The 20,929-nt window shown below is 61.5% G+C and carries 26 protein-coding genes; 25 read left to right on the top strand and 1 reads right to left on the bottom strand.

Annotated features, from left to right (window positions below; translation table 11 throughout):
- The first annotated feature begins 101 nt into the window (after nucleotides 1-101).
- From EV660_RS18135 to EV660_RS18245, 25 genes are all read left to right on the top strand, one after another.
- Nucleotides 102-434 carry an HNH endonuclease gene (locus tag EV660_RS18135; RefSeq protein ID WP_134047628.1) on the top strand — a complete coding sequence of 111 codons (333 nt, stop codon included), beginning with the start codon at nucleotides 102-104 and terminating at the stop codon, nucleotides 432-434.
- A gap of 82 nt (nucleotides 435-516) precedes the next feature.
- On the top strand, nucleotides 517-1,011 hold the full coding sequence (locus EV660_RS18140) for a sigma-70 RNA polymerase sigma factor region 4 domain-containing protein (protein ID WP_134047629.1): 495 nt from the start codon (nucleotides 517-519) through the stop codon (nucleotides 1,009-1,011).
- Between the two features lies 1 nt (nucleotide 1,012).
- A complete protein-coding gene (locus EV660_RS18145; protein WP_134047630.1) occupies nucleotides 1,013-2,719 on the top strand; it encodes a terminase large subunit in 1,707 nt (568 codons plus the stop codon).
- Complete coding sequence (locus tag EV660_RS18150) at nucleotides 2,716-3,972, top strand: phage portal protein (protein WP_134047631.1); 1,257 nt, start codon at nucleotides 2,716-2,718, stop codon at nucleotides 3,970-3,972. Before EV660_RS18145 ends, EV660_RS18150 begins: the two co-directional genes overlap by 4 nt.
- A complete protein-coding gene (locus tag EV660_RS18155; protein ID WP_134047632.1) occupies nucleotides 3,969-4,811 on the top strand; it encodes a head maturation protease, ClpP-related in 843 nt (280 codons plus the stop codon). The genes EV660_RS18150 and EV660_RS18155 overlap by 4 nt, the downstream gene beginning before the upstream one ends.
- A gap of 14 nt (nucleotides 4,812-4,825) precedes the next feature.
- Nucleotides 4,826-6,136 carry a phage major capsid protein gene (locus EV660_RS18160; protein ID WP_134047633.1) on the top strand — a complete coding sequence of 437 codons (1,311 nt, stop codon included), beginning with the start codon at nucleotides 4,826-4,828 and terminating at the stop codon, nucleotides 6,134-6,136.
- A 72-nt stretch (nucleotides 6,137-6,208) separates the two neighbouring features.
- Nucleotides 6,209-6,586 (top strand): hypothetical protein, encoded by a 378-nt coding sequence (locus EV660_RS18165; RefSeq protein WP_134047634.1) that lies wholly within the window; start codon nucleotides 6,209-6,211, stop codon nucleotides 6,584-6,586.
- The gene (locus EV660_RS18790; protein WP_168800687.1) at nucleotides 6,583-7,092 is read left to right on the top strand and encodes a head-tail connector protein; all 510 of its coding nucleotides are present in this window, start codon (nucleotides 6,583-6,585) and stop codon (nucleotides 7,090-7,092) included. Before EV660_RS18165 ends, EV660_RS18790 begins: the two co-directional genes overlap by 4 nt.
- 3 nt (nucleotides 7,093-7,095) lie before the next feature.
- On the top strand, nucleotides 7,096-7,440 hold the full coding sequence (locus EV660_RS18170) for a head-tail adaptor protein (protein WP_168800688.1): 345 nt from the start codon (nucleotides 7,096-7,098) through the stop codon (nucleotides 7,438-7,440).
- Complete coding sequence (locus tag EV660_RS18175) at nucleotides 7,437-7,904, top strand: HK97 gp10 family phage protein (protein ID WP_134047635.1); 468 nt, start codon at nucleotides 7,437-7,439, stop codon at nucleotides 7,902-7,904. Before EV660_RS18170 ends, EV660_RS18175 begins: the two co-directional genes overlap by 4 nt.
- 3 nt (nucleotides 7,905-7,907) lie before the next feature.
- On the top strand, nucleotides 7,908-8,084 hold the full coding sequence (locus EV660_RS18795) for a hypothetical protein (RefSeq protein WP_168800689.1): 177 nt from the start codon (nucleotides 7,908-7,910) through the stop codon (nucleotides 8,082-8,084).
- A gap of 3 nt (nucleotides 8,085-8,087) precedes the next feature.
- Entirely contained in the window at nucleotides 8,088-8,477 is a 390-nt protein-coding gene (locus EV660_RS18180) for a DUF3168 domain-containing protein (protein ID WP_134047636.1), read from the top strand.
- On the top strand, nucleotides 8,474-8,914 hold the full coding sequence (locus tag EV660_RS18185; RefSeq protein ID WP_134047637.1) for a phage tail tube protein: 441 nt from the start codon (nucleotides 8,474-8,476) through the stop codon (nucleotides 8,912-8,914). Before EV660_RS18180 ends, EV660_RS18185 begins: the two co-directional genes overlap by 4 nt.
- Before the next feature lie 3 nt (nucleotides 8,915-8,917).
- Nucleotides 8,918-9,292 (top strand): hypothetical protein, encoded by a 375-nt coding sequence (locus tag EV660_RS18190; RefSeq protein ID WP_134047638.1) that lies wholly within the window; start codon nucleotides 8,918-8,920, stop codon nucleotides 9,290-9,292.
- 89 nt (nucleotides 9,293-9,381) lie between these two features.
- Nucleotides 9,382-9,579 carry a hypothetical protein gene (locus EV660_RS18195; protein ID WP_134047639.1) on the top strand — a complete coding sequence of 66 codons (198 nt, stop codon included), beginning with the start codon at nucleotides 9,382-9,384 and terminating at the stop codon, nucleotides 9,577-9,579.
- Entirely contained in the window at nucleotides 9,579-11,516 is a 1,938-nt protein-coding gene (locus EV660_RS18880) for a phage tail tape measure protein (RefSeq protein WP_211116228.1), read from the top strand. Before EV660_RS18195 ends, EV660_RS18880 begins: the two co-directional genes overlap by 1 nt.
- A complete protein-coding gene (locus EV660_RS18205) occupies nucleotides 11,516-12,265 on the top strand; it encodes a hypothetical protein (RefSeq protein ID WP_134047640.1) in 750 nt (249 codons plus the stop codon). Before EV660_RS18880 ends, EV660_RS18205 begins: the two co-directional genes overlap by 1 nt.
- Nucleotides 12,259-12,837 (top strand): hypothetical protein, encoded by a 579-nt coding sequence (locus EV660_RS18210; RefSeq protein ID WP_134047641.1) that lies wholly within the window; start codon nucleotides 12,259-12,261, stop codon nucleotides 12,835-12,837. The genes EV660_RS18205 and EV660_RS18210 overlap by 7 nt, the downstream gene beginning before the upstream one ends.
- Nucleotides 12,825-13,211, top strand: coding sequence for a DUF6950 family protein (locus tag EV660_RS18215; protein ID WP_134047642.1), 387 nt, complete (start codon nucleotides 12,825-12,827; stop codon nucleotides 13,209-13,211). The genes EV660_RS18210 and EV660_RS18215 overlap by 13 nt, the downstream gene beginning before the upstream one ends.
- Nucleotides 13,196-15,385 carry a phage tail protein gene (locus EV660_RS18220; protein ID WP_134047643.1) on the top strand — a complete coding sequence of 730 codons (2,190 nt, stop codon included), beginning with the start codon at nucleotides 13,196-13,198 and terminating at the stop codon, nucleotides 15,383-15,385. Before EV660_RS18215 ends, EV660_RS18220 begins: the two co-directional genes overlap by 16 nt.
- A 61-nt stretch (nucleotides 15,386-15,446) precedes the next feature.
- Entirely contained in the window at nucleotides 15,447-17,606 is a 2,160-nt protein-coding gene (locus EV660_RS18225) for a metallophosphoesterase family protein (protein WP_134047644.1), read from the top strand.
- Nucleotides 17,607-17,608: 2 nt separating this feature from the next.
- The gene (locus EV660_RS18230; protein ID WP_134047645.1) at nucleotides 17,609-18,367 is read left to right on the top strand and encodes a hypothetical protein; all 759 of its coding nucleotides are present in this window, start codon (nucleotides 17,609-17,611) and stop codon (nucleotides 18,365-18,367) included.
- A gap of 178 nt (nucleotides 18,368-18,545) precedes the next feature.
- Nucleotides 18,546-18,848, top strand: coding sequence for a hypothetical protein (locus tag EV660_RS18235; RefSeq protein WP_134047646.1), 303 nt, complete (start codon nucleotides 18,546-18,548; stop codon nucleotides 18,846-18,848).
- A gap of 63 nt (nucleotides 18,849-18,911) precedes the next feature.
- Nucleotides 18,912-19,769, top strand: coding sequence for an SH3 domain-containing protein (locus EV660_RS18800; RefSeq protein ID WP_211116229.1), 858 nt, complete (start codon nucleotides 18,912-18,914; stop codon nucleotides 19,767-19,769).
- Between the two features lies 1 nt (nucleotide 19,770).
- Nucleotides 19,771-20,106, top strand: a complete 336-nt coding sequence (locus EV660_RS18245) for a hypothetical protein (protein WP_134047647.1) — start codon at nucleotides 19,771-19,773, stop codon at nucleotides 20,104-20,106.
- A gap of 558 nt (nucleotides 20,107-20,664) precedes the next feature.
- Here EV660_RS18245 and EV660_RS18885 read toward each other — a convergent pair.
- Nucleotides 20,665-20,929, bottom strand: a 265-nt coding sequence (locus EV660_RS18885) for a hypothetical protein (protein WP_211116230.1), incomplete at its 5' end; no start/stop codon positions are given.

A 20,929-nucleotide genomic window follows, 5' to 3' on the forward strand; every position in this document is an offset into this window, starting at 1 on the left:
AAACTTCTTGACGAAATGTCACTCTCTTGACATTTTACAGCCAGACGAATTGCGCCCGATGGAGAAACCCTCCCTCGGGCGCTTTGCTTTGCGGGGGTGTGATGGGCAGGCTGAAGCGGTTGCCAGAGCGCCTCTCGGCTTTGCCGGATCGTGTGGCGCGGGTGGTCGAGCCTGACCGCACAGAGCGTCCGGCCTATCATGCCTGGTACAAAACGGCTGAGTGGCAGAAGCTGCGCTGGAAGATTCTGGTGCGCGACCGGTTCACCTGTCGGCTGTGTGGTGTGGTCGAGGGGCGTAAGGGCCAGCAGATCGCGGACCACATCCAGCCCCATCGCGGGGATGCGGCGCTGTTCTGGGATGAAAACAACCTGCAGTGTCTGTGCAAGACCTGCCACGACAGCGCAAAGCAACGGGAAGACAAGGCGCGCTGGTGACAGGGAGGGGGGGGGTGAAAACTCCACAACCCCTGCCTGCTCTAGACCCGCGGGGATATCACGCGCAGAATTTTTTTGGGACATGGCTGAAATTCAAGACTTTCGCAAAACTGACCTGTTTGGAAATCCTGTCAGAACGCGCAAGGGGCAGCGTGGGCGGCCATCTCTGGAGATCAGCGCCGAAGACCGCGACGTGGTGGAAGCGGCGCTGGTGCGCGGCTGGAGCAACGAGAGGATCGCAAAGGCGGTCGGAATCTCGGTCCCGTCACTGAAGCGGCATTTTAGATCTGCCCTGGCCAAACGGGACGCCGCGCGCGACCGGATGGAAGCGGCGCTGTTCTCGGCGCTGGCGCGGCAGGGAATCGACAAGGGCAATGTCGGCGCGTTGCGCCAGCTGCGCGAGTTGCTGGACAAGGACATGGCGCGCGCCCAACAGGCCGAGATGCACCGCCGCCAGTCCGAGGCAGACAGCGCGGGTGTGAAGCTGGGCAAGAAAGAGGCCGCGCAACAGGCGGCAGAGGCCGCGCTGCAAAGTGAAGGCTGGGGCGATTTGTTGAAACCGGGCGGGATGCACTGACATGAACATGCCGCTGCGCCGTGAGGTCTGGGACACATCGCTGCCCGATTGGGAGGACCGGATCACCAAAGGCGCTTCGCTTGTGCCTGATCTGCCGCTGAATGACGCGATGGCTGAAAAGGCCGTGCGCATCTTCAAGCGGCTGCGCTGCCCCGATCTGATCGGGATGCCGAGCTATGGCGAGATCTGCGATGACTGGGTGTTTGACCTGGTGCGCGCGATCTTCGGGTCATACGACCCCGAAACCAAGCGCCGGGCGCTGCGGGAATTCTTCCTGCTGATCCCGAAGAAGAACGGAAAGTCGTCGGTCGCTGCGGCGATCATCGTCACAGCCGCAATTCTGAATGAGCGTCCAGAGGCAGAGTTGCTGCTGATCGCGCCGACAATGACCATCGCGAAGATCGCTTTCAAACAGGCCTGGGGGATTATCCGAGCCGATGCAGAGCTTGAGGCGCTGTTTCATGTGCGCGAGCATCTGCGCACGATCCGCCACCGCGTGACGGGGGCCGAGATTTCGGTGAAGGCTGCGCAGGGCGATGTGATCACCGGCGGCAAAGCCACCTATACGCTGATCGATGAGACGCATGAATTCGCCAAGTCGAGCAAGGCCGAGGGCGTGTTTCTGGAACTGCGCGGCGCGCTGGCCTCGCGCCCGGACGGGTTCCTGATGCAGATCACGACCCAGAGCAAGGAATCGCCCGCGGGCGTGTTCAGGCAGGAGTTGGAAAAAGCGCGCTCGGTGCGTGACGGGCGCATGAAGCTGCCGATTCTGGCGGTGCTGTATGAGCTGCCGAAGGTGTTGCAGAAAAGCTGGCAGGATCCGGCAACATGGCCGTTGGTCAATCCGAACCTTGGCCGGTCGGTCGATGAAGGGTTTCTGGCCGATCAGTTGACGGTTGCGCGCGAAAATGGCCCGCATGCGCTGGCGCTGCTGGCCTCGCAGCACTTCAATGTCGAGATCGGCGTGGGGCAGGGCGGGGCATGGGTTGGCGCGCAGTTCTGGGCGCAGGCCGCGCGCGAGGGCGTGACGCTGGAGCAGATCATCGGGGAATGCGAGGTCGCTGTTGCCGGGGTTGATGGCGGTGGGCTGGATGACCTTCTGGGGCTGGGGGTGATTGGCCGGCATCGCGAGACAAAGCGCTGGATGGGCTGGGCGCATGCCTGGGCGCATCCGGAAGTGCTGCGCACGCGCAAGGAGATTGCGCCACGGCTGCGGGATTTCGAGCAGGCCGGGGATCTGACGATCCTGGCGGAAGATGACCCGACCGGCGACATCATCGGCGTTGCCGATGTGATCGAGCGGCTGAAAGATGCAGCGCTGCTGCCGGATGCTGGCGCGGTAGGGCTGGACCCCTATGGCGTGTCGGCCATCATCGACGAGCTGGCAGGGCGCGGCATCAGCGACGAGCAACTGGCCGCGATCGGGCAGGGCGCGCGGTTGTCGCCGGAAATCTGGGGCATCGAGCGCAAGCTGAAAGACGGAACATTCGTGCATGGTGGCCAGCCGATGATGGATTGGGTGCTGGGCAATGCGCGGATCGAGCAGCGGGGATCGGCGGTTTTGATTACAAAGGAAGCGGCAGGCCGCGCCAAGATTGACCCGCTGATGGCGCTACTGAACGCCTTCAAGCTGATGAGCCGGAATCCGGTATGCCAACAGCCGGTGGATTACGACGCGTATCTTAAAGCATCGGTGGTTGTCGCATGATCGGACGTGTTCTTCGTGGGGCCATCACCGGTATCAAATCCGAGCTGAAGCCGGGGAATTCCGGCTGGGAGCATGTTTCTGGCGTCGAAAGTGGATCGCGTGGATTATCCGGCGTCGGCATGAAATCCAGATCGGGGACTCGTGTCTCGCCCGAAACGATCATGCAATTGTCGAGCGTATGGGCCTGCACGATGCGCACGTCGCAGTTGGTGTCGTCCCTGCCTGCCGCAATGTTCGAGAAAGGGGCCAATGACGGGCGGCGCGAGGTTGAAGATCCGCTGAATGAAATCCTGACCCAGAGACCCAATCGGGACCAGACCGCCCAAGAGTTCTGGGAGGGCGTTGTTGCCCAGATGTTGATCCGGGGCAATGGCCCGTCTGAAGTGTCGCGCATAAATGACCGTGTCGTGTCATTGCGGCCGTTGATGAACGCAACGCCAGAGATCCGTGAGGGGCGGCTGAATCGCTGGGCGTTCATGGATCGCGGGCAAATGGAATACCTGCCGCCTGAGAAGGTGTTCAACATACCGGGTTTCAGTGTCGGTGGGGGCCTTGGATTGTCTGTTGTCCGGCATGGCGTCCATAGTTTTGGCGCAGCACTGGCGGCGGATGAGACCAGCTCGACTTTCTTTGCGAATGCGATGCAGCCCGGCGGGGTGATTGAGTATGAGGGCAGCGGGGCTCAAGCGCCGAATCCCGAGCAGTTGAGCGGCATCAAGGCACTGATCGAAAAGTTCACAGGCTCTCGCAAGGCGGGCAAAGTTCTGATGCTTCCGCCGAATACGAAATACCGATCCGTGACCATGTCGCCGGAAGACGCGCAGCTTTTGGAAACAAGGAAGTTTTCAACTGAGGATATCTGCCGTTGGTTCGGCGTCCCGCCGATTATCATCGGCCACGCATCGCAGGGGCAGACGATGTGGGGCAGCGGGGTCGAGGCGATCATGCTGTCGTGGCTGACGTTGGGGATCAACCCGCTGTTGAAACGGATTGAGGCGCGCGTTCTTAAAGACCTGGTCCCGCCTGCGCGGCGGCGCAACTGGTATTACGAGTTTAACCGTGAAGCGATGTTGCAGATGGATAGCGGTAGGAAGGGTGACTTCATGGTGAAAATGGGCGCGTCGGGCACGATGACCGCGAATGAACGGCGCGCGCGTCTGAACCTGCCGCGCCATGAGGACCCGAATGCAGATGCGCTTTTGGCGCAAGTGGCGCTGGCGCCGTTGAAAGACCTTGGAGGGCATGACGAATGACAATCCGAAATCTACCTCAAGTCGATATCGGCGCGCGGCCTGCCGTTCGTTCTGATGTGTCGCAATCCGCATTGATGCGTTGGTCGCCCGATGTGCGTGCGGCGCAGGAAGATGATGCGACAATCACGATTCTGGATGTGATCGGACATGATTTCTGGGATGAAGGGGTGACTGCAAAGCGCATCAGTGGCGCGCTACGCCGTATTGGCGAGCAACCCGTTACGGTTGTCATCAACAGTCCAGGCGGTGACATGTTCGAAGGGCTGGCTATCTACAACATCCTTCGCGAGCATAAATCGCGGATCACCGTCAAGGTCGTGGGGATCGCTGCGAGTGCCGCCTCGGTCATTGCGATGGCGGGCGATGAAATACAGATCTCACGCGCTGGCTTTTTGATGATCCACAACGCGTGGGTGATCGCTGGCGGCAACCGTCACGATATGCGCGAGGTTTCGGACTGGCTTGAGCCTTTTGATGAGGCGATGGCGGGGGTCTATGCCGCAAGAAGCGGTCTGGACCAGAAAGACATCGCCGCGATGATGGATGCGGAAACCTATCTGAATGGCCAGCAGGCGATCGACAAGGGGCTGGCAGATAGTCTGCTGTCGCGCGACGATGTCACTGTCGCGCCTGATGATGCACAGGCCCTCAGCCTTCGGGCCGAGCGGCGCATGGATATTCTCGCCCGACGCGCTGGTGTGTCACGTGAAGACACGCGCGCATTGATGGCTGATCTGAAATCCGGGGGCAAGCGTGGCGCTGCCCCAACCGGCGAGCCTGGTGCCGCCGATCTCGCTGCCCAGCTGAGAGAGCTGCGCGGTTTGTTTCAACCCACATAAAGGGGAACCTTACAATGAAGATGATGAAGTCAACCGCCGCACTGGCGGCAATGATGGCGGCTGCGCCGCCTTCTGTGATAGTCATGCCGCGTGCGGATGCCGAAGGCGACACGGCCAAACTGCTGGCCGAAATCAAGGCGCTGGCAACACAGACGCGTGAAGAGTTGTTTCCAAAAGCTGAAGACGCGCTGAAGGAAGCAAAGCAGGCCGGAACACTGAGCGCCGAGCTGAAGGCGTCGATCGACGAGTTACTTCCGAAATTCAATGCGGCCAGTGCGGCGCAATCGAAGCTGGAAGGCAAGCTGGAAGCGCTGGAGAGCCGCACGCTGGATGTCGAGCAGCTGGCGGCGCAAGGTGGCGGCGCAGGCCGGAACGGAGCAGTCAGTGCAGGGCGTGAGGTCGCGCAGAGTGACGATCTTAAAGCCTATGTCGCGGCTGGCCGCCCCGGCGCTTTTGAAACCTCGATCAAGGCGCAAATCACCACCGTTGGCGGGTCGGGCGGCGGACTGATCTGGTCTGATCGTGAGGCAGAGCCTGTGCGCATGGCACGGCGCACGCTGTTGATCCGCAGCCTGTTGAATGTCGTGCCCACCGGCCAGACGGGGTCTGTCGAATATACACGCCAGACAACCCGCACGAATGCTGCGGCCCCGACGGCAGAAGGCGCAGCAGCCCCTGCATCGACCTATGGCTGGACCAAGGCGGAAACGATCATCCGCAAGATCAACCATGTGACACATGTCACGGAAGAGGCCTTGTCAGATGCGGCGATGCTGGAAGGGGAAATCAACGGCGAACTGGCTTATGGCCTTGATCTGGTGGAAGAGCAGCAGATCCTGACGGGCAATGGTTCGGGGCAGAACCTGTCCGGCCTGATTACCAATGCAACCGCATTCGCTGCAGCATCCGGTCTGCCCAATGCACAGCGTATCGACCGGCTGCGTCTGGCGATCCTGCAGGTGACGTTGAATGACTATGCAGCGGATGGCATCGTTCTGAACCCGACTGACTGGGCGGCGATTGAATTGCTGAAGGACGCTGAAAACCGTTACCTGTTCGGGGTTCCAGCCAATCCCGGCCAGCCTGCGCTGTGGCGTTTGCCGGTGGTGGAATCGAACAGCATGACAGCGAATGAATGGCTGGTTGGTTCGATGCGTATGGCGGCCACGCTTTATGACCGTCAGGAAAACACCCTGCGCATCTCAAGCGAGCATGGCGACAACTTTGTCGAAGGCATGCTGACGATGAAGGGCACCAAGCGCGTGGCTCTGGCAGTCAAGCGCCCGCCCTCGCTGGTCACAGGCAACTTCACCTTCGGCGGCTGATCGTCGGGGTAACATCACACCGGGGGCCGCGCGCCCCCGGCAATCTGAAAGGTTGAAACTATGCTATTCAGAATGATCCGCACACAGACAGGTGAGCGCGGGACTTACCGTTCGGGCGTTGCGTATGATGCAGGCAAGGACGCTGTGGTCCTTAAGGAGGTCAAGGCCTTCATCGCAGCGGGTTTTGCCGAAGAGGTGACGGCAGAGCAGCTTAAAAAAGAAAAAACTGTTGCGGAGAAGTTGTCAGCAGCATCTTTGCGGCCATCGAAATCAGCCAAGGGGACGGAGGCCATTCGTGCGGCCAAAGATGCCGAAGCGCAAGCGCTGGCCGATGCTGAAGCCGCGCGTGCAGCCGAGGCGGTCGCGAAGGAAGAGGTTGAAACGCTGAAGGCGAAGATTGCGGAGCTTGAAGCAGCGGTTGCGGCCAAAGGCGCGGCAGGGCAGGAATGACCCCGATCCGCGTCACGCCCCCGGCCGGGCCAGTTGTCCCTCTGCCTGATCTGAAGGCGCATCTGCGCGTTGTGGGCAATCATGATGATGTGCATATCGCGGCGCTGGAGGCGGCTGCGGTTGCGCATCTGGATGGCTGGCGCGGGGCGTTGGGCCGGTGCATTCTGGAGCAGGCGTGGCAGGTCAGCTATCCCGGCGCGGGGGTGTGGCGTTTGCCTTTCCCGGATGTGACGGCCGTCACGGCTGTCGATGGTGCAGGCGATCCGGTTGACGCGGCTCTCAGCCATGATGCGTTGGGGTCGCGGGTCGAGATTGGCGAGGCGGCAGTGGTCACGCTGACAGCGGCGCTGCCTGATGATGCGTTGCCTGCGATAGATGTCGCAATTAAGTTGCTGGTGCAGCACTGGTATGACAACGGCACAGCTGTTGTTACCGGGACTATCGCGACTGAGCTGCCACTCGCGTTCAGCGCTCTGATTGGCCCGTTGCGGTGGATCAGGGTGTAAGCGATGAACCTAGACAGGCCCGTCCAGTTTCGTCGTGCGCAGCTGATCGATGATGGCTTGAGCACGCGCTGGACATGGAATGACGCGGATCCCGCTGCTGACAATCACGGGCCGGTGCATTTTGCCGCCAAGCGCGACCTGTCGGATGGGGAGCGCTGGCGCGCGGGCGAGGAGCAGGCGCATGTTACGACGCGCTTCACGCTGCGCTGGTCGCCTTTTGTGGATGGCATCACCCCGAAGGACCGATTGGTCTGCGACGGGGTCACATATGAAATTACAGGCAAGAAGGACGGCGCAGGGCGCAGGCGGTCGATCGAGTTCACCTGTGCGGCGCGGAATGATCAATGAGCGTCACGGTGAAGCTGGAAGGGTTCAAGGATCTGGAAAAGGAGCTGGCCAAGCTGGCGAACCATACCCAGCGCAGGGCATCTGCGCGGCGCGCGCTCAGGAAGGCGGCGGAGCCGATGGTGGGCGTGGCGCAGGGGCTTGCCCCGCGCGGGGATACGAACACGCTGGCCCCTTCGATCAGTATTGGCACGCGCCTGTCAAAACGGCAGGCATCGCTGCACCGGCGCATGTTTCGGGGCAGCCGTTCGGCAGTCGAAATGTTCCTGGGCGCGGGCCCGTTTTCCAGCGCGTGGAATCAGGAATTCGGCAACCGCAACCATACGGCACAGCCCTATCTGCGGCCCGCGTGGGATCAGGAAAAGGGGCCCATGCTGGAGCGGCTGAAGGCGGAGCTATGGGCAGATATTCAGAAGGCCGTTGCGCGCGCGGAACGGCGCGCGGCGCGGCTGGCGGCGAAGGGGTAGGAAATGGCAGAAATGACGGTGAAGCTTCAACTCAAGATCCAAGACCTGGACTCATTCAAGCGGCTGGTTTCGGCTTTGGGCGGATGGGCTGAAGAGGCCCAGCAGCGCGGATCTTTGACCCCTGCTGAAGCCGAGCTGTTCAGCGCAGCGGTTGAGTTGGAAGACACGGCGAAAGGCTGACGCATGGAAGAAGCCCTGCGCGCTGTCCTGCTGGCCTCCGGCGGGGTGATTTCGCTGGTTCCTGCCGCCCGCATAAACTGGGGCGAGCATCCGCAAGGCACCGGCAGCCCTTACATCACCATGATGGTGGTCGGGGATAACGAGGGCCTGACGATGAAGGGCCCTGACGGCCTGTCGCAGGGCCGCGTGCAGATTGATTGTTATGCGCCAACAGCATTGCTGGCAAAGCAGGTTTCCCGCGCCGTGCGGGCCGTGTTGCACGGCCATCGCGGCGGCGGGTTTCGTTTGGTGAGCCATGTTGCCACCAGAGACAGCCGCGAAGGCGGCACGAATGAGGCTGAACGGTTGCACCGTGTCAGTCTGGACTTCACAACATCATGGAGAGCAACATGACTGAGACAAACGCCGATATCGGCTATAACGGATCCTTCGGAATCGAGGGCGAGACCTCCGGAGTCTATGTGGACTTGGCGGAAGTCAAAGCCATCACACCGCCCGGCTTTTCAAGGGAAAAGCAGGACGCAACTCACCTGAAGAGCCCCGACTCTTACAAAGAATATGTGATGGCGCTATTCGATACCGATGACGCATCGATCACGCTGAACTTTACGCCCCAGAATTTGCCCGCGCTATGGGCTGCCTTCCATGCGCCGCAAGGTGGGAAGTATCAGATCACATTCCCAGATGGGCAACAAATGCGCTTTACGGGCGCTTTCACAGGAATGTCTTTGCCTGAAATGACGCCGGAAGGCGTTATGGAATCGAGCGGGACGATCACGCGTACGACTGGAAAGCCGACGCTGCACCCTGCGCCGGTTTCGGGGGGCTGATGAATGGCTGATCCACGCGGCGCATTGAGGGTCACGGCGGCCGGGCAGGACTACACGCTCTGGCTGGGCATGTCCGGGCTTGCCGAATTGCAGGCGAGGCACGGGCAGGACGTGCTGCAGAAGCTGGACCCGCCCGAGGGGGCGGGGGAGGCTTGGGTGCCGGATCTGAATATCGTCCTCGATCTGCTTCTGGCATCCCTGCAGCGGCACCATGCTGACGCTGACCGATTCACGGCAGACGAAATTTTTGCCGAGAATGAGGGCGTTGTGCTGCAGCTGCTGGCAGCGGCTTTCCCGGAGCAAGAGCCAGCGCCGGGAAACGCGAGAGCGCCGAAGCGCGCGGCGGGAAACGGACGCAGGCCGAAGCGGGCGGCCTGAAGCTTGGCGACCTGCTGAAAGACTACATCGCGGCGGGGTTCGACCCGGCGCGGTTCTGGGAACTGACCCCGCGTCTGTATGTGCTGGAAATGGATGGCGCAGCCGATCGGGCACGCAATGATCGGGCGCGCATGTGGCTTTCGGCCTGGCTGATACGGCACCAGAAGCCGCCAACATTCGAGCAATTTGTTGACCCGCCCAAGCGGCAAGAGCGGCAGTCGCCGGACGTCATGAACGCGATGCTGTCTGCGCTTGCAGCGGCATGGGGCGCAGAAAAGGTGCATTGATGGCAGGATCGGTGATCGGCGCGCTGCGCGTGAATCTGGGTCTGGATTCCGCGCAATTTGTCAGGGGCGCGAAACAGGCTGAAAGCACAACCAAGCGGATCGGGCGCTCGATGCAGAAGATCGGTGCCGCCGTTTCCATTGCCAGCACGGGTATTGCTTTGGCGGTGCGCGGTCAGTTGAACCTTGCCGATGAGGCCGGGAAGGCCGCGCAGACATTGGGTCTGCCGGTCGAGCAACTGACCCGTTACCGGCATGCGGCGGCATTGTCCAATGTCTCGACCTCGACCCTTGAGGGCGCGTTCCAGCGGCTATCGCGCAACATGGTTGACAATGCGGATGACTTCGAGGCGCTTGGCATTTCAGTGCGCGATGCGAATGGTGATATGCGCAGCGCTGATCATGTCATGGCCGACCTTGCTGATGTGATGGCAGCTATGCCGGACGGGGCAGAGAAAACCGCGCTTGCAATGGAGCTGATGGGCCGGTCGGGCGCTGACCTGATCCCGATGCTGAATGGCGGGCGCGATGCGCTGCAGGAGATGCTGGATGAGGCAGACAAGCTGGGCCTGACGATCAGTGCTGAGACCGCAGAAGCCGCGGCGCAATTCAACGACAATCTTACGCGGCTGACGGGCACCATGCGCGGCTGGGTGACGATAATCACGGCAGAACTCGCGCCCGTGCTTGCCCGCATAAGTGATGCCGTGGTGGCAGCATCTGAGCAGTTTCAGGGCATGTCGCCGGTGATGCGCCGCGTTGCGGCAGCCGTGGCGGGCATCATCGTTGTCGCGGGCCCCCTGATCCTTGGGCTGGGCACATTGCTGGTTATGGGCAAGGCTGTCATCGCCCCTTTCGCGGGGTTGGCGGGGCTTTTGGGGGGTGCGTTCAAGGTCGCGGTGGCGGGGGCGGCTGCGGTTGTCGCCACGCTGGGCTGGCCCCTGACGCTTGCCGCCCTGGCGGTTGCCGGGATTACGGCAGCGGTGATCAAGTTCTGGCCTGAGATCAAGGCCGCGACAGCGGCGCTGGTCGAGTGGGTGCGCGACGGGTTGCAGGCGGCGCAGGAATGGCTGGGCAAGGCTGGCGAGGCGGTCGGGCGTTTCACCGATGACATGCTTGACCTTGGCAATCGCGGCGTCGAGTTCGTGAAACAGAAATTTCAGGAACTAATGTCTTTCCTGAGCAACCTTGGCTCTCAAATGGCCGGCGTTGGGCGCGATATGCTGGACGGATTGGTGCAGGGGCTTGAGGATCGATTCCCGCGCGCGTCTGCGGCCATGCGGCGGCTGGGGGGGCTTTTGCAGCGCGAAACCCGCGCCGCTGTTGAAAGCAACTCGCCTTCGCGCGCCTTTGCCCGAATAGGTCATGATATTGTCGAAGGTCTTGTGGTGGGCATCGAGGAGCGCGACCACGTTGCCACAGCGGCGATGGCGCGCGTGACAGACCAGCTTCAGGATCAGGTTGGCGGCGCGGCCAGCAGCATGAGCGGCATGTTCGAAAATGCCTTTACCGGGATCGTCACGGGCAGCCAGACCGCAAGAGAGGCCATCGGCAGGCTGTTGCAGGATCTGGCCCGCATGATGGCGCAGCGCGCATTTCAGGCGCTGTTCGGCGGCATTTTTGGCGGCGGCGGCGGTGGCTTCCTTGGTGGGCTGTTCGGCGGGTTCCGCGCGGATGGCGGGCCAGTATCAGCAGGCCGCACCTACATGGTGGGCGAGCGCGGGCCGGAACTGTTCACGCCGGGGGCATCTGGGCAGATCACCAGCAATGAGGCGCTGCGCGGCGCGGGTGAGCCTGTGCAGGTCGTGGTCCGCGTTCTGCCATCGGGTGAGTTTGATGCCCGCGTTGAAAACACGGCGCGCGCTGTCGTGCGGGTTGAGACGCCGGGCATGATTGGCGGGGCCTTCAAGCGCGCACGCGAGCAGCGGGGGTTTGAGTGATGCCCACGGATGTGATCGCCTTCCCGCCTGTGGGTGCTGTCGGCAGCATGTGGACCATTGCGGCCCCTGTGCAGCGCAGCCAGTCCATGATCACGGGGCGGCGGTATCTGTCGCGCTGGGGCCGTGAGCGGCGCAAGGCGATGGTCAATGTCTCGGCATTGGCGCTGGATCGATCTGGCGCGGGCTTTTCCGAAATACTGATCCGCTATCTGGATGGCGGCGCGAATCTGGTGCGGTTGAGCAGCTACCCGATCAACTGGCATCTGGATCAAGCGCGGCTTGAGGGCGTGCGTTCATCGGAGTCTTTGGAATGGAGTGCGCAGGGCGTTCCGTTGGCATGGCAGGCAGACGGTCAGCCGCTGCTATGGTTCAACGGATCGGTGATTTCGGGCGTTGCGGCGGGCAATGAGATTGAGGTCAGCGGCCTTCCGCCGAACACACTGATCGCGCGGCCTGCTGACTTTGTGCGGGCGTTCGGGGCGCTTGGTGAGACTGAGGGGCCAATTGCGCAGATCGTGACCGAGGCGCGCAGCGACGCAAATGGCGCTGCTGTTCTGAGCCTGTTTGAGCCGTTGCCCGCTGGGGCTTATGCGCGCGTTAATATCGGCGCGTCTGAAAGCCGCGTGTTCGAGGCGCAGGACATACCGCAAAGCCCGCAGCCGCTGGGCGCGAACTGGTTTTATCAGTGGAATTTCCGCGAAGTCTTTGCCGATGAGGTTGGCGGGTTCAGTGAGGTGAACCCGTGGTAAGCCGCAATATCCACCCCGATACAAAAGCGGCCATTGCAGCGGGCAGTTTCTGCCCTGTGGTCATGGTCTATCTGGACTGGCCGGAGGGGCCGGTGCGCGCGCATAGCAATGTTGGCCCGATCCAGTGGCAGGGGCATGAGTGGCTGGGTCTGGGTAAGTTCGCGGGCCTGTCAGCGCCCGAAGAGGCTGCGGGCCTTGCGCAGAGCGCGGCCAGCCTGCAACTGATCGGCGCGCCTGATGAAGTGGACGCCTATCTGGACAGCCCGATACGGGGCCGCCCCGGCGAAATATGGTTTGGTGTTGTCACAGAGCGTGCGGGCAATGTGCTGATCGGTGAGCCGTTCCGGATTTTCGCGGGCTACATGGACGCCATGCGCGACACGATTCAGGCGGCGGATGGCGGAATAACGCGCGTGATCACGATCGATGTTGCGAACGGCCCGTCACAGCGCCTTTCGGCCAGCCTGTTTCACACAGATGAAGACCAGCGCCGCACCCATCCGAATGACACGGCAGGGCGGTTGGTGATCAATTCCGAGGCGCGTTTCGAGAGGCTGTCATGGCCGGAGTAATGGCGATCTGCATGGAGGTCATGGACAGGCCGTGGCACTGGGGCGTGGCTGACTGCTGCACAGCCGCCTGTGATGTGTTTGCGCGGTTGCATGGCGTGGACCCTATGGCGCGGCTGCGCGGGCGCTACAGCACGCGGCTGGGGGCATTGCGCCTGATCACACAAGGGGGCGGGTTCGAGCGCTTCATTGCGACAGAGTGCCGGATTGCGGGCCTGATTGCATCGTCCGGCGCGGTCGGGGATGTGGGCGTGGTGCGGGACGGCAGTGGCGCGCTGGCGCTTGGTGTATGTACCGAACGGGGCTGGGTGGCGAAATCTGAGCGTGGTCTGGTTGCCGCGCGAATGGAAAGGGCGTGGTCATGCCGCCAGCAGTAGCCGTTGTTTCTGCCGCTGCGGCAGCCGTGGGGTCGGCTGTGGCGGCGGTTGCGTCCTTCACGATTGGCGGCATCGCGGTGGGCAGTATCGCGCTGCAAATCGGTGCCTCGCTGGCCCTGTCGGCGATTGCACAGCGGCTGAACAGGCCGTCGCGCCCAAAGCAGAAAGACATCAAGCGTGAATTGGCACAGATCCAGTCGCGCCCGCCCAAGCGCTTTGTCTATGGGCGCGACAAGGTTCCGGGGTCGCCTGCGGTCCTGCGCGTCAAAGGGCGCAACTTGTACATGTGCCTGATCCTGAATAGCCGCCCAAGCGAGGGCGGTGATGTGACGATCTATTTCGACGAGCGCTCTTCTGATATCGAGGCAGGTGATCTTTATGACTTCTCCGGCCCCGGCGCGCGGTTGAAGATAGACGGATATCGCAGGCATAACAACAATCCGGGAATGCCACATGCGTGGCTGGGCCGGGGGGATCAGGTCGGGCCGCCTGATGAAATTCTTGCTGCCATGCCGGAAGAGTTCAATTCGACCGATGGATGGCGCGGTTTGACCGTGCTTTGGCTGCGCCTGAATGCCGGCGGTCAGGAGCGCAGGTTTGATCGCTGGCCGCGCACCCCGCCTGCGGTCGAGGTTGAGGCGGATTATTCGCTGATCTGGGACCCGCGCGATCCGGCGCAAGATCCTGACGATCCGGAAACATGGGTGTGGTCGAACAATCAGGCGCTGTGCCTGCTGGACGCGATTTTGAACAACCCGATCCGCAAGCGCCAGCGCTTTCTGGTGGATATGCCTGCATTCGTGGCCGGCGCGGATCTGGCGGATGAGCCGGTCGCGCGGTTTTATGCCGGCGGCACAGTGCCGCGCTATACCGCTAACGGGGTTCTGCTGTGGTCTGCGTCCGAGTTGATGGACCAGATTACGCCTTTGGCCGATGCGGGCGCGGGTGATCTGGTGCAGATCGGCGGGCAGATCAGCTATGTGCCCCCGGTATCGCGGGCGCCCAGCTATACGATCACGGATTTTCTGGAAGATGGGGGCTTTGACTTCACGCGGCTTGTTCCTGGCAGTGACCTGCCAACAGCAATCCGCGCCAGCTATATCGCGCCGGATCGTGGCTGGCAGGAAAGCGAGTTGCCCGCGTTGGCCGTGGGGGCAGGGAGTGCGCAGCTTGCGGATGAGGGCATTCTTGATCTGCCGCTCGCATTCGTGACCGAGGCCACACAGGCGATGCGGATTCAGAAGATCACGCGCAACCGTATCGCTGCGCAGCGCCAGTTGTCCCTGACATTGCCGCCTGATGCGATCGATCTGACGCCGGGGTCTGTCGCGGGCTGGGGCATTGCAGAGCTGCCGAAATGCAGCGGCAACTGGCGCGTGGTGTCGATCAGCCCCAGCGCATGGTTGCAGGGGAACGGGGTTGCGCTGCGCTGTCCGGTCGTGCTGGCCGAAGAGCCGCCGAATGTTGACGCATGGAACCCAGAGCTGGACGAATTCCAGCTAGCGACCGAAGATTTCACCCCGCCTGCACCTGTCCGGGTGCCGCCTGATGATCTGGCCGCGACAACAGGGCCGGGTGTGGCGTCTGGCACCACGCCCCGGATCCGGTTCAGCTTCGCGCCGGTCGGGGGCAATGTGATCGGCTATGAGTGGCAGTGGCGCGCGGCTGGCGACGAATATGCCGAGGGTGGTTCGATCAGCGACAGCGTGCGCGATGCGGGGGGCAGGGTGTTCGGGTTTCTGGTGCCAGTGGTGCCGGGCACGGAATATCAGATTCAAGTGCGGACGATCTATCTGGGTGCTGTGTCGGATTTTACAGATGTGGTGATCACCGCGCAGGGGCCGGATTTTGCGCTTGATCCGCCCGGCGACGGGCAGGCGATTGGCGGCGCGGGCGAGATCGAGGTCAGTTTCCTGACGCCGAACAACACGGCGTTCGAGGCAATCGAGTTCTGGGGCAGCGACACGGATGATGTAGGCGCGGCGATGCTGCTGGAAACTGTTGCCAGTGCTGCAAACACAGTGCGCACGATTGTCGAGACGGACCTCGGTGATGCCGAGACGCGGTTCTATTTCGCCCGCTCGCGCGGCCCGTTCGGCAGTGTTTCGGCCTTCTCGCCCAGCGTGAGTGCGACGACAGACCCGCCACCAGAACCAGAGCCAGAGCCAGAGTAAAGTAGAATCAACAGCAAGACCCGCCCCGCCACAGCGCGGGGCTTTTTCGTGAGGACAGAGTATGACGCAGCCGATTTTCAATTTGCCCGTTCCGGCCCCCGGACAGACGACAAAGGAGTTGCTGGATGCAGAGGTGAATCGTGTCACCGCGCTGCTGTATGCCGCTATTGCAGCGGGCGGGGACCAAACCGCAATCGACGCGCTGGTTGCTGATATCGAAGCTATCCGTGCGGCTGCAATCGAAGCAACGGCAGCAGATCGCATTCAGACCGGCTTAGATCGGCAGGCGGCTGAGAGCGCGGCAGGCAACGCTGCGACTGATGCCAATGCACAGATCGCGCCCAACGTGCAGGCTGCTCAATCAGCCGCCCAAACCGCCGAGGTCGCGCGGGATGGCGCTTTGCAGGCGGCGGGGTCGGAGGGCTATTTTGCGACAGTCGCAGAAGCAGAGGCCGCGCTGGCGGATGGCGATGTGTTCTGGACAGTGGACGCGCCAGCGGCGGAGATTGTTTATTATCAGATCGACAGCGGGGCAGCGGTCGAAATCGACGGTGCACGTCTTAAAGCCGCTGCTTTGTTTGATTGGCTATCGCGGACTGGACCATCCGATTTTGCGCTGCCGATGGCCGACAAGGACGGTTTTGTCCGCGCGGGCCTGAGAGCGGACGGGTCTTTTCAGGTCGAGCGCTTGCTGGTCGCCAGCGATGGCGGCGATGGCGGCGAAGAAATCTCCGTGGGTGGTGCGCGATTAGTAACGTCCGAGAGCGCCGAGTTCGTGTTCTTCTTTGCCGACCGGGATGGTTTTGTTGTCGCCGGGATGGATGAAACAGGCGGTGGCCTTGGCAGCGAAACAGGCGCATCCGTCGATGTCCACAATGTCGCGTATATGTTCACGGAGCCATTTGATGACCCGTCACAAAGTCTGGTGCTGACATGGGTTTCTGACAGCCCGGGCGGCGACTTGATGGAATACCGCAACAAGGGTGCGGGGTCTTGGATCGGAGTTAAATCGCAACGCACGCGCAAGATGGGGCCGCTTGATTGGTGGCTGCACAGCGTTGCGATTGAGGGTTTGGCCTTTGCAAATGTCTACGAGGCGCGGTTTCCGGGGGCTGACCTGCGGGATGATTTCTGGACCACGCCCCGCCGGAACCCGGTGATCGCCGCAGGGTCGGATTTTCAGTCCACGCGCATCGTCGACGCACCTGAGTTGCGCCTACTCGCGGAGAGTATCCGGGCACAGGGCGCTGATATTTTCCTGCATCCCGGCGACCATATCAACGACGATGGCCGGAAAGCGCCGCTATTTCCCGACGACGAAATTTACTGGCAGCGATGGTTTGATTACATGCAAACCCTGTCGCAGATCATGCGCAAAAACGGCGGGGTCATACCCTTGGCTGGCCTTGTTGGCAACCACGAAGCGCGGAAGGCCGATCCCAGCAGTGACCCGGCGCAGGCCGAGAGCAACGGCTCCGAAATGGACGGGGCTGACGGAACCATCGGTCAGATTGAAGATGTTATGTCGTGGTCCTATTGGGACGCTACCCCGACAAAATTTGTGGACAGCGCGGCTACAATCAGTATCGGCGAGGACGTGTTCATCGTCGGCCTCAATACGGATCACTCGGAAGATTTGGAGCCGCAGATTGCCTGGCTGATTGACCAGCTTGAAGCTGCTTATCCGAAATACCGGCACCTGATCGTGATGGGACATTATCCGGCGTTTTACCCTGCCGAGGGTGTACGCAATTTTACAGCCCCGGCGCGGCGGCTGCGCAACATCATGTATCCGCAGTTGGAGCAGTTTGCCGACAAGCTGCGTGTCTACCTGTGCGGCCACGCGCATGTGTTCGCAATCACCCCTCCTCTGCGCGTGCTGTTCGATGACACGCTGACCCCAGAGCAGAATGACGAGCGATACACCGAAGATGCGGCGCTCGGAATTGTCCAAATCGGCACTGGGCCTTTGCAAGTGCGTCCGCGCTTCCCTGAACGCGGCGATGAAGCGAGTGATCTCGACGGATCGAATATGTTTCGCGTTGCGATGGGACGGGACGAAAGCGACGACATTGCCATTCGCGGCCCAGAGCCAATTGAAAACCTAACCATAAATGACGCGCGTCACTACTGGCTTATGGATTTCAGCGACACCCAATTCAGGGCACGCGGTTTCGGTATGCACGCCCTGCCTTTCTTCACGTACACAAAGGAGCTATAACGATGCCTGTAGGATTTTTCCTCGACATGGAGTCCCCCACAACTGGCGTTGGTTTTGTAAACCCGCGTCCGCTACCTGTCTTCCCGGCTGGCATCACAAAGCTGCACAGGCTGTTCAAGACACCGGGAAAAAGCAATGTAAACCGCATCCCGCGCCAGCCCGGTGATTTGCAGTTTACTGGCGTACAATTTGACGCTGATGGGATTTTGTCGGGAAATGCATCGCAAGATTGGTATGATATGGATGGGTCTGAATATATCGGCGGCGCGTGGACTTATGCTCTGATTGTTGATCTTGCCAACGTAAATATACCCAACAACATCGCATTTTCAACCGATTTTTCTGGTTCGGGCCGTCGAGGGTTTAGGATCACTGCCGCCGAACATCCTACTCGCGATTTGACCCTACAGTGCCGTGCGTATTCAGGCGCTGGGGAGGCAAATGCGCAACTCAGTTTTGACCGCCCATCAGAACGCTTCCTGTTGACAATAGCGCGTTTTGACGGGGCTGCGGCAAGCCTTGATGTGCCGCACTGGTCAGGTCTGACCCGCATTACCAACGAAGCGGCAGGAGACCCGGGGCAGTCGCCGCTCACAACCGCTGGACTCAGGTTCCCCCGAAAGGACGGGCCAGATAATCCACCAAGCGGCGTTGGATATGCTGCCTATGCCGCGTGGGGTCGCGCTCTGACTGACGCCGAAACGGACGATGCCATCGCTGCGCTTTATTCTTGGGCGCGGGGCCTTGGGATAGACGTGTGATGTGGTGGGTAGTGCTTGTTATGGCAGCTATTGTCGCAGCAATCGCGGGGGCTTTGATCGCTGCGAATGCCTGCACCGCCGCGCTATCTGATCGCACTCGCGCAGTGCCGGATTTTCCGGCGCATGGCGGGCCATCCCCCAGAGAAAGCGACACATGGCACTGACAGACGGAGCAAAAATGCCAGGAATAGACAACCGGATCAGCACCGGGAACCTGCTGACGATACTGGCGGCGTTCGCGTCTGCGGGCATTGCGTGGGGTGCTGCTCAAAGCGAGATAAAGGCGCTGAACAGCCGTATCGGCCAGATCGAGTCACAGCTTGAAACCAGCCGGAGCGAGCGACTGTCGGCGCTGGCATCGCAGGAATCCCGCCTGCGCTCGGTCGAGACAGTGGCCGCGCGCGACGGGGCGCGGCTGGACACGATCATTCAGGCGCTGAGCCGGATCGAGGCGCGGCTGGAGCGTGCAGAGGGGCGCTGAGGCTAATCAAAACCCGATCAATTCATGCCGCCTCGAGGGGCGGTTTTTTTATGGAGTGACCAGATGACACAGATCCCGGCCGACTGGCTGCCGCGCGTGCCCATGCGCGGCCTGACCGGACACTGGACAGCGGGCGGGCACCGCGCGAACACCACAGACCTGCGCGCCTATCACCTGCTGGTCGAGGGCGATGGCACGCCCCGGCGCGGGGTTGATATCCGCCTCAATAGCGGGCGGCTGCAACCGGGCTATGCCGCGCATACGCTCAATGCCAATACCGACCGCATCGGCGCATCGATGTGCGGGATGATGGGCGCGCGCGAAAGTCCCTTTGATGCGGGGCCCGCACCCCTGACGCGGGTGCAGTGGGATGCGTTTGTGCGCATGAGCGCGCAGGTGGTTGATTTCTACACCATCCCGATCGGGCGCAAGACGACGCTGTTTCATGCCGAAGTGCAGGCCAATCTGGGGATTACCCAGCGCAACAAATGGGACGTGATGCGGTTGCCGTTTGATCCGGGCGTGGTGGGGGCCGCGAAGATCGGCGACCGCTGGCGCGATGAAATGCAGGCGGTGCTGGGTGGGTCGCTGCCGCAAGTGGTCGATCCGATCCCGGCTGGGGGTGTGGCCGAGGTGACAGCGCAGGCGCTCAATTTCCGGCGCGGCCCTGGCACAGAGTATGACGCGACCGGCTCTCTGCCGCGCGGTGTGCGTGTGACGGTGCTGGATGTGACGGAATCGGGGGACTGGGCGTGGGTCCATACTCCCGCCGGTCACGAGGGCTGGGTCGCGGCGCGGCATCTGCGCATGATTGACGGCCCCGCGCCTGTGCAGCCCACCGCCCCCGACCCGCGCCGCCTGTGGATAGAGCAGGCCCGCGCGAAACTTGATGAACTTGAGGCTCAGTTAAATGGAGAATGACATGCTGCAAACCATCCTGACCGCCCTTGCCCCGCACCTGCTGGAGGTGTTCGGGCTGATTTTCACTGTCCTGATCGGTCTGGCCGTCAAGCGGCTGCGCGACTGGACCGGCATCGAGATCGAGGAAAAGCACCAGCGCGCCCTGCACAGCGCCCTCATGACCGGCGCGCGCGCGGCCCTGATGCGTGACGCACGCCTGACCCGCGAGCAGATCGTCCGAGAGGCGATAGAGTATGCGAAAGAAAGCGTGCCGGATGCGATGGCGGCACTCAAGCCGAGGGCGGATGTTCTGATCGATCTGGCGACCGCGCGCGCGAAGGATGCGCTGGGGTGGTGACTACTGCGCCGCGATCTGGCGACCGGCGTGCGAGGTTAAGTATTTCCCGAACTGGGGTGGCAGCAAAGGCCACCCCTTTTTTGGTTTCTGAAGGCCTCTTCGACCGCTAGCGCATGGCCCAGAGGCGAGTGAACGACGCTAGGTCAGATCATCGACCACGCCAATGCGCGCGGACGTGTTCGACCCGGCCGTGACGAACGCGGTCATAGGCGTTCACAAAGACAGCAGTCCTCATGTCCCATCTCCTTGTGAGTGGGTTTCACTTGAAATGAGGCGCAACACATGTCAGAGGTAACTTGCAACGGTTGATTTCTGACAGGGTTATGCCCCGATGATATCGACGATGAAGGCCGATCCGAATGGGTCGGCTTTCGTTTTTGGTCATGCAGAATCAGTTCATAGACACATCCTTCTTTGGAACCTTAGAGACGCTCTCAGAACGTCGCTAAAGCTGGTTGATGGAATCACTATGACGATTAGGGGGCGTTCATGGAAGCCCGCGAAACGCGTAAAATGGTGCCGCTGCTTCCAAAATTATCTTCGACATGATTTTTTGAATCATTCAGCGCGGATGATGACGGTGCCTTCCGTCCGCGAACGATGAGCGCGCTGCAAGGAAAGTTGCAAAACATACGTTTCCAAAATGGCGCGTAAGCTATTGATAAGTCGTGCGCGGGTTCTGGCGCTGTTTCCCGCGCAAGCTGTTGATTTGGATAGATAGGCGCACACCTCTTGGGTGCGCCATTTTCCAATGTTTGCAACGTGTTTCGCTGAGTGCGATGTAATTGCTTGGGGATTGGCGGCGAAAATGCGCCCCAGCGAC

It is taken from the genome of Roseinatronobacter bogoriensis DSM 18756, from assembly GCF_004366635.1.
Taxonomy (GTDB): domain Bacteria; phylum Pseudomonadota; class Alphaproteobacteria; order Rhodobacterales; family Rhodobacteraceae; genus Roseinatronobacter; species Roseinatronobacter bogoriensis.

Coding starts and splice junctions, on each gene's coding strand:
- EV660_RS18135 (WP_134047628.1), top strand. CDS start 102: ATGGGCAGGCTGAAGCGGTTGCCAGAGCGCCTCTCGGCTTTGCCGGAT.
- EV660_RS18140 (WP_134047629.1), top strand. CDS start 517: ATGGCTGAAATTCAAGACTTTCGCAAAACTGACCTGTTTGGAAATCCT.
- EV660_RS18145 (WP_134047630.1), top strand. CDS start 1,013: ATGAACATGCCGCTGCGCCGTGAGGTCTGGGACACATCGCTGCCCGAT.
- EV660_RS18150 (WP_134047631.1), top strand. CDS start 2,716: ATGATCGGACGTGTTCTTCGTGGGGCCATCACCGGTATCAAATCCGAG.
- EV660_RS18155 (WP_134047632.1), top strand. CDS start 3,969: ATGACAATCCGAAATCTACCTCAAGTCGATATCGGCGCGCGGCCTGCC.
- EV660_RS18160 (WP_134047633.1), top strand. CDS start 4,826: ATGAAGATGATGAAGTCAACCGCCGCACTGGCGGCAATGATGGCGGCT.
- EV660_RS18165 (WP_134047634.1), top strand. CDS start 6,209: ATGATCCGCACACAGACAGGTGAGCGCGGGACTTACCGTTCGGGCGTT.
- EV660_RS18790 (WP_168800687.1), top strand. CDS start 6,583: ATGACCCCGATCCGCGTCACGCCCCCGGCCGGGCCAGTTGTCCCTCTG.
- EV660_RS18170 (WP_168800688.1), top strand. CDS start 7,096: ATGAACCTAGACAGGCCCGTCCAGTTTCGTCGTGCGCAGCTGATCGAT.
- EV660_RS18175 (WP_134047635.1), top strand. CDS start 7,437: ATGAGCGTCACGGTGAAGCTGGAAGGGTTCAAGGATCTGGAAAAGGAG.
- EV660_RS18795 (WP_168800689.1), top strand. CDS start 7,908: ATGGCAGAAATGACGGTGAAGCTTCAACTCAAGATCCAAGACCTGGAC.
- EV660_RS18180 (WP_134047636.1), top strand. CDS start 8,088: ATGGAAGAAGCCCTGCGCGCTGTCCTGCTGGCCTCCGGCGGGGTGATT.
- EV660_RS18185 (WP_134047637.1), top strand. CDS start 8,474: ATGACTGAGACAAACGCCGATATCGGCTATAACGGATCCTTCGGAATC.
- EV660_RS18190 (WP_134047638.1), top strand. CDS start 8,918: ATGGCTGATCCACGCGGCGCATTGAGGGTCACGGCGGCCGGGCAGGAC.
- EV660_RS18195 (WP_134047639.1), top strand. CDS start 9,382: ATGGATGGCGCAGCCGATCGGGCACGCAATGATCGGGCGCGCATGTGG.
- EV660_RS18880 (WP_211116228.1), top strand. CDS start 9,579: ATGGCAGGATCGGTGATCGGCGCGCTGCGCGTGAATCTGGGTCTGGAT.
- EV660_RS18205 (WP_134047640.1), top strand. CDS start 11,516: ATGCCCACGGATGTGATCGCCTTCCCGCCTGTGGGTGCTGTCGGCAGC.
- EV660_RS18215 (WP_134047642.1), top strand. CDS start 12,825: ATGGCCGGAGTAATGGCGATCTGCATGGAGGTCATGGACAGGCCGTGG.
- EV660_RS18220 (WP_134047643.1), top strand. CDS start 13,196: ATGCCGCCAGCAGTAGCCGTTGTTTCTGCCGCTGCGGCAGCCGTGGGG.
- EV660_RS18225 (WP_134047644.1), top strand. CDS start 15,447: ATGACGCAGCCGATTTTCAATTTGCCCGTTCCGGCCCCCGGACAGACG.
- EV660_RS18230 (WP_134047645.1), top strand. CDS start 17,609: ATGCCTGTAGGATTTTTCCTCGACATGGAGTCCCCCACAACTGGCGTT.
- EV660_RS18235 (WP_134047646.1), top strand. CDS start 18,546: ATGCCAGGAATAGACAACCGGATCAGCACCGGGAACCTGCTGACGATA.
- EV660_RS18800 (WP_211116229.1), top strand. CDS start 18,912: ATGACACAGATCCCGGCCGACTGGCTGCCGCGCGTGCCCATGCGCGGC.
- EV660_RS18245 (WP_134047647.1), top strand. CDS start 19,771: ATGCTGCAAACCATCCTGACCGCCCTTGCCCCGCACCTGCTGGAGGTG.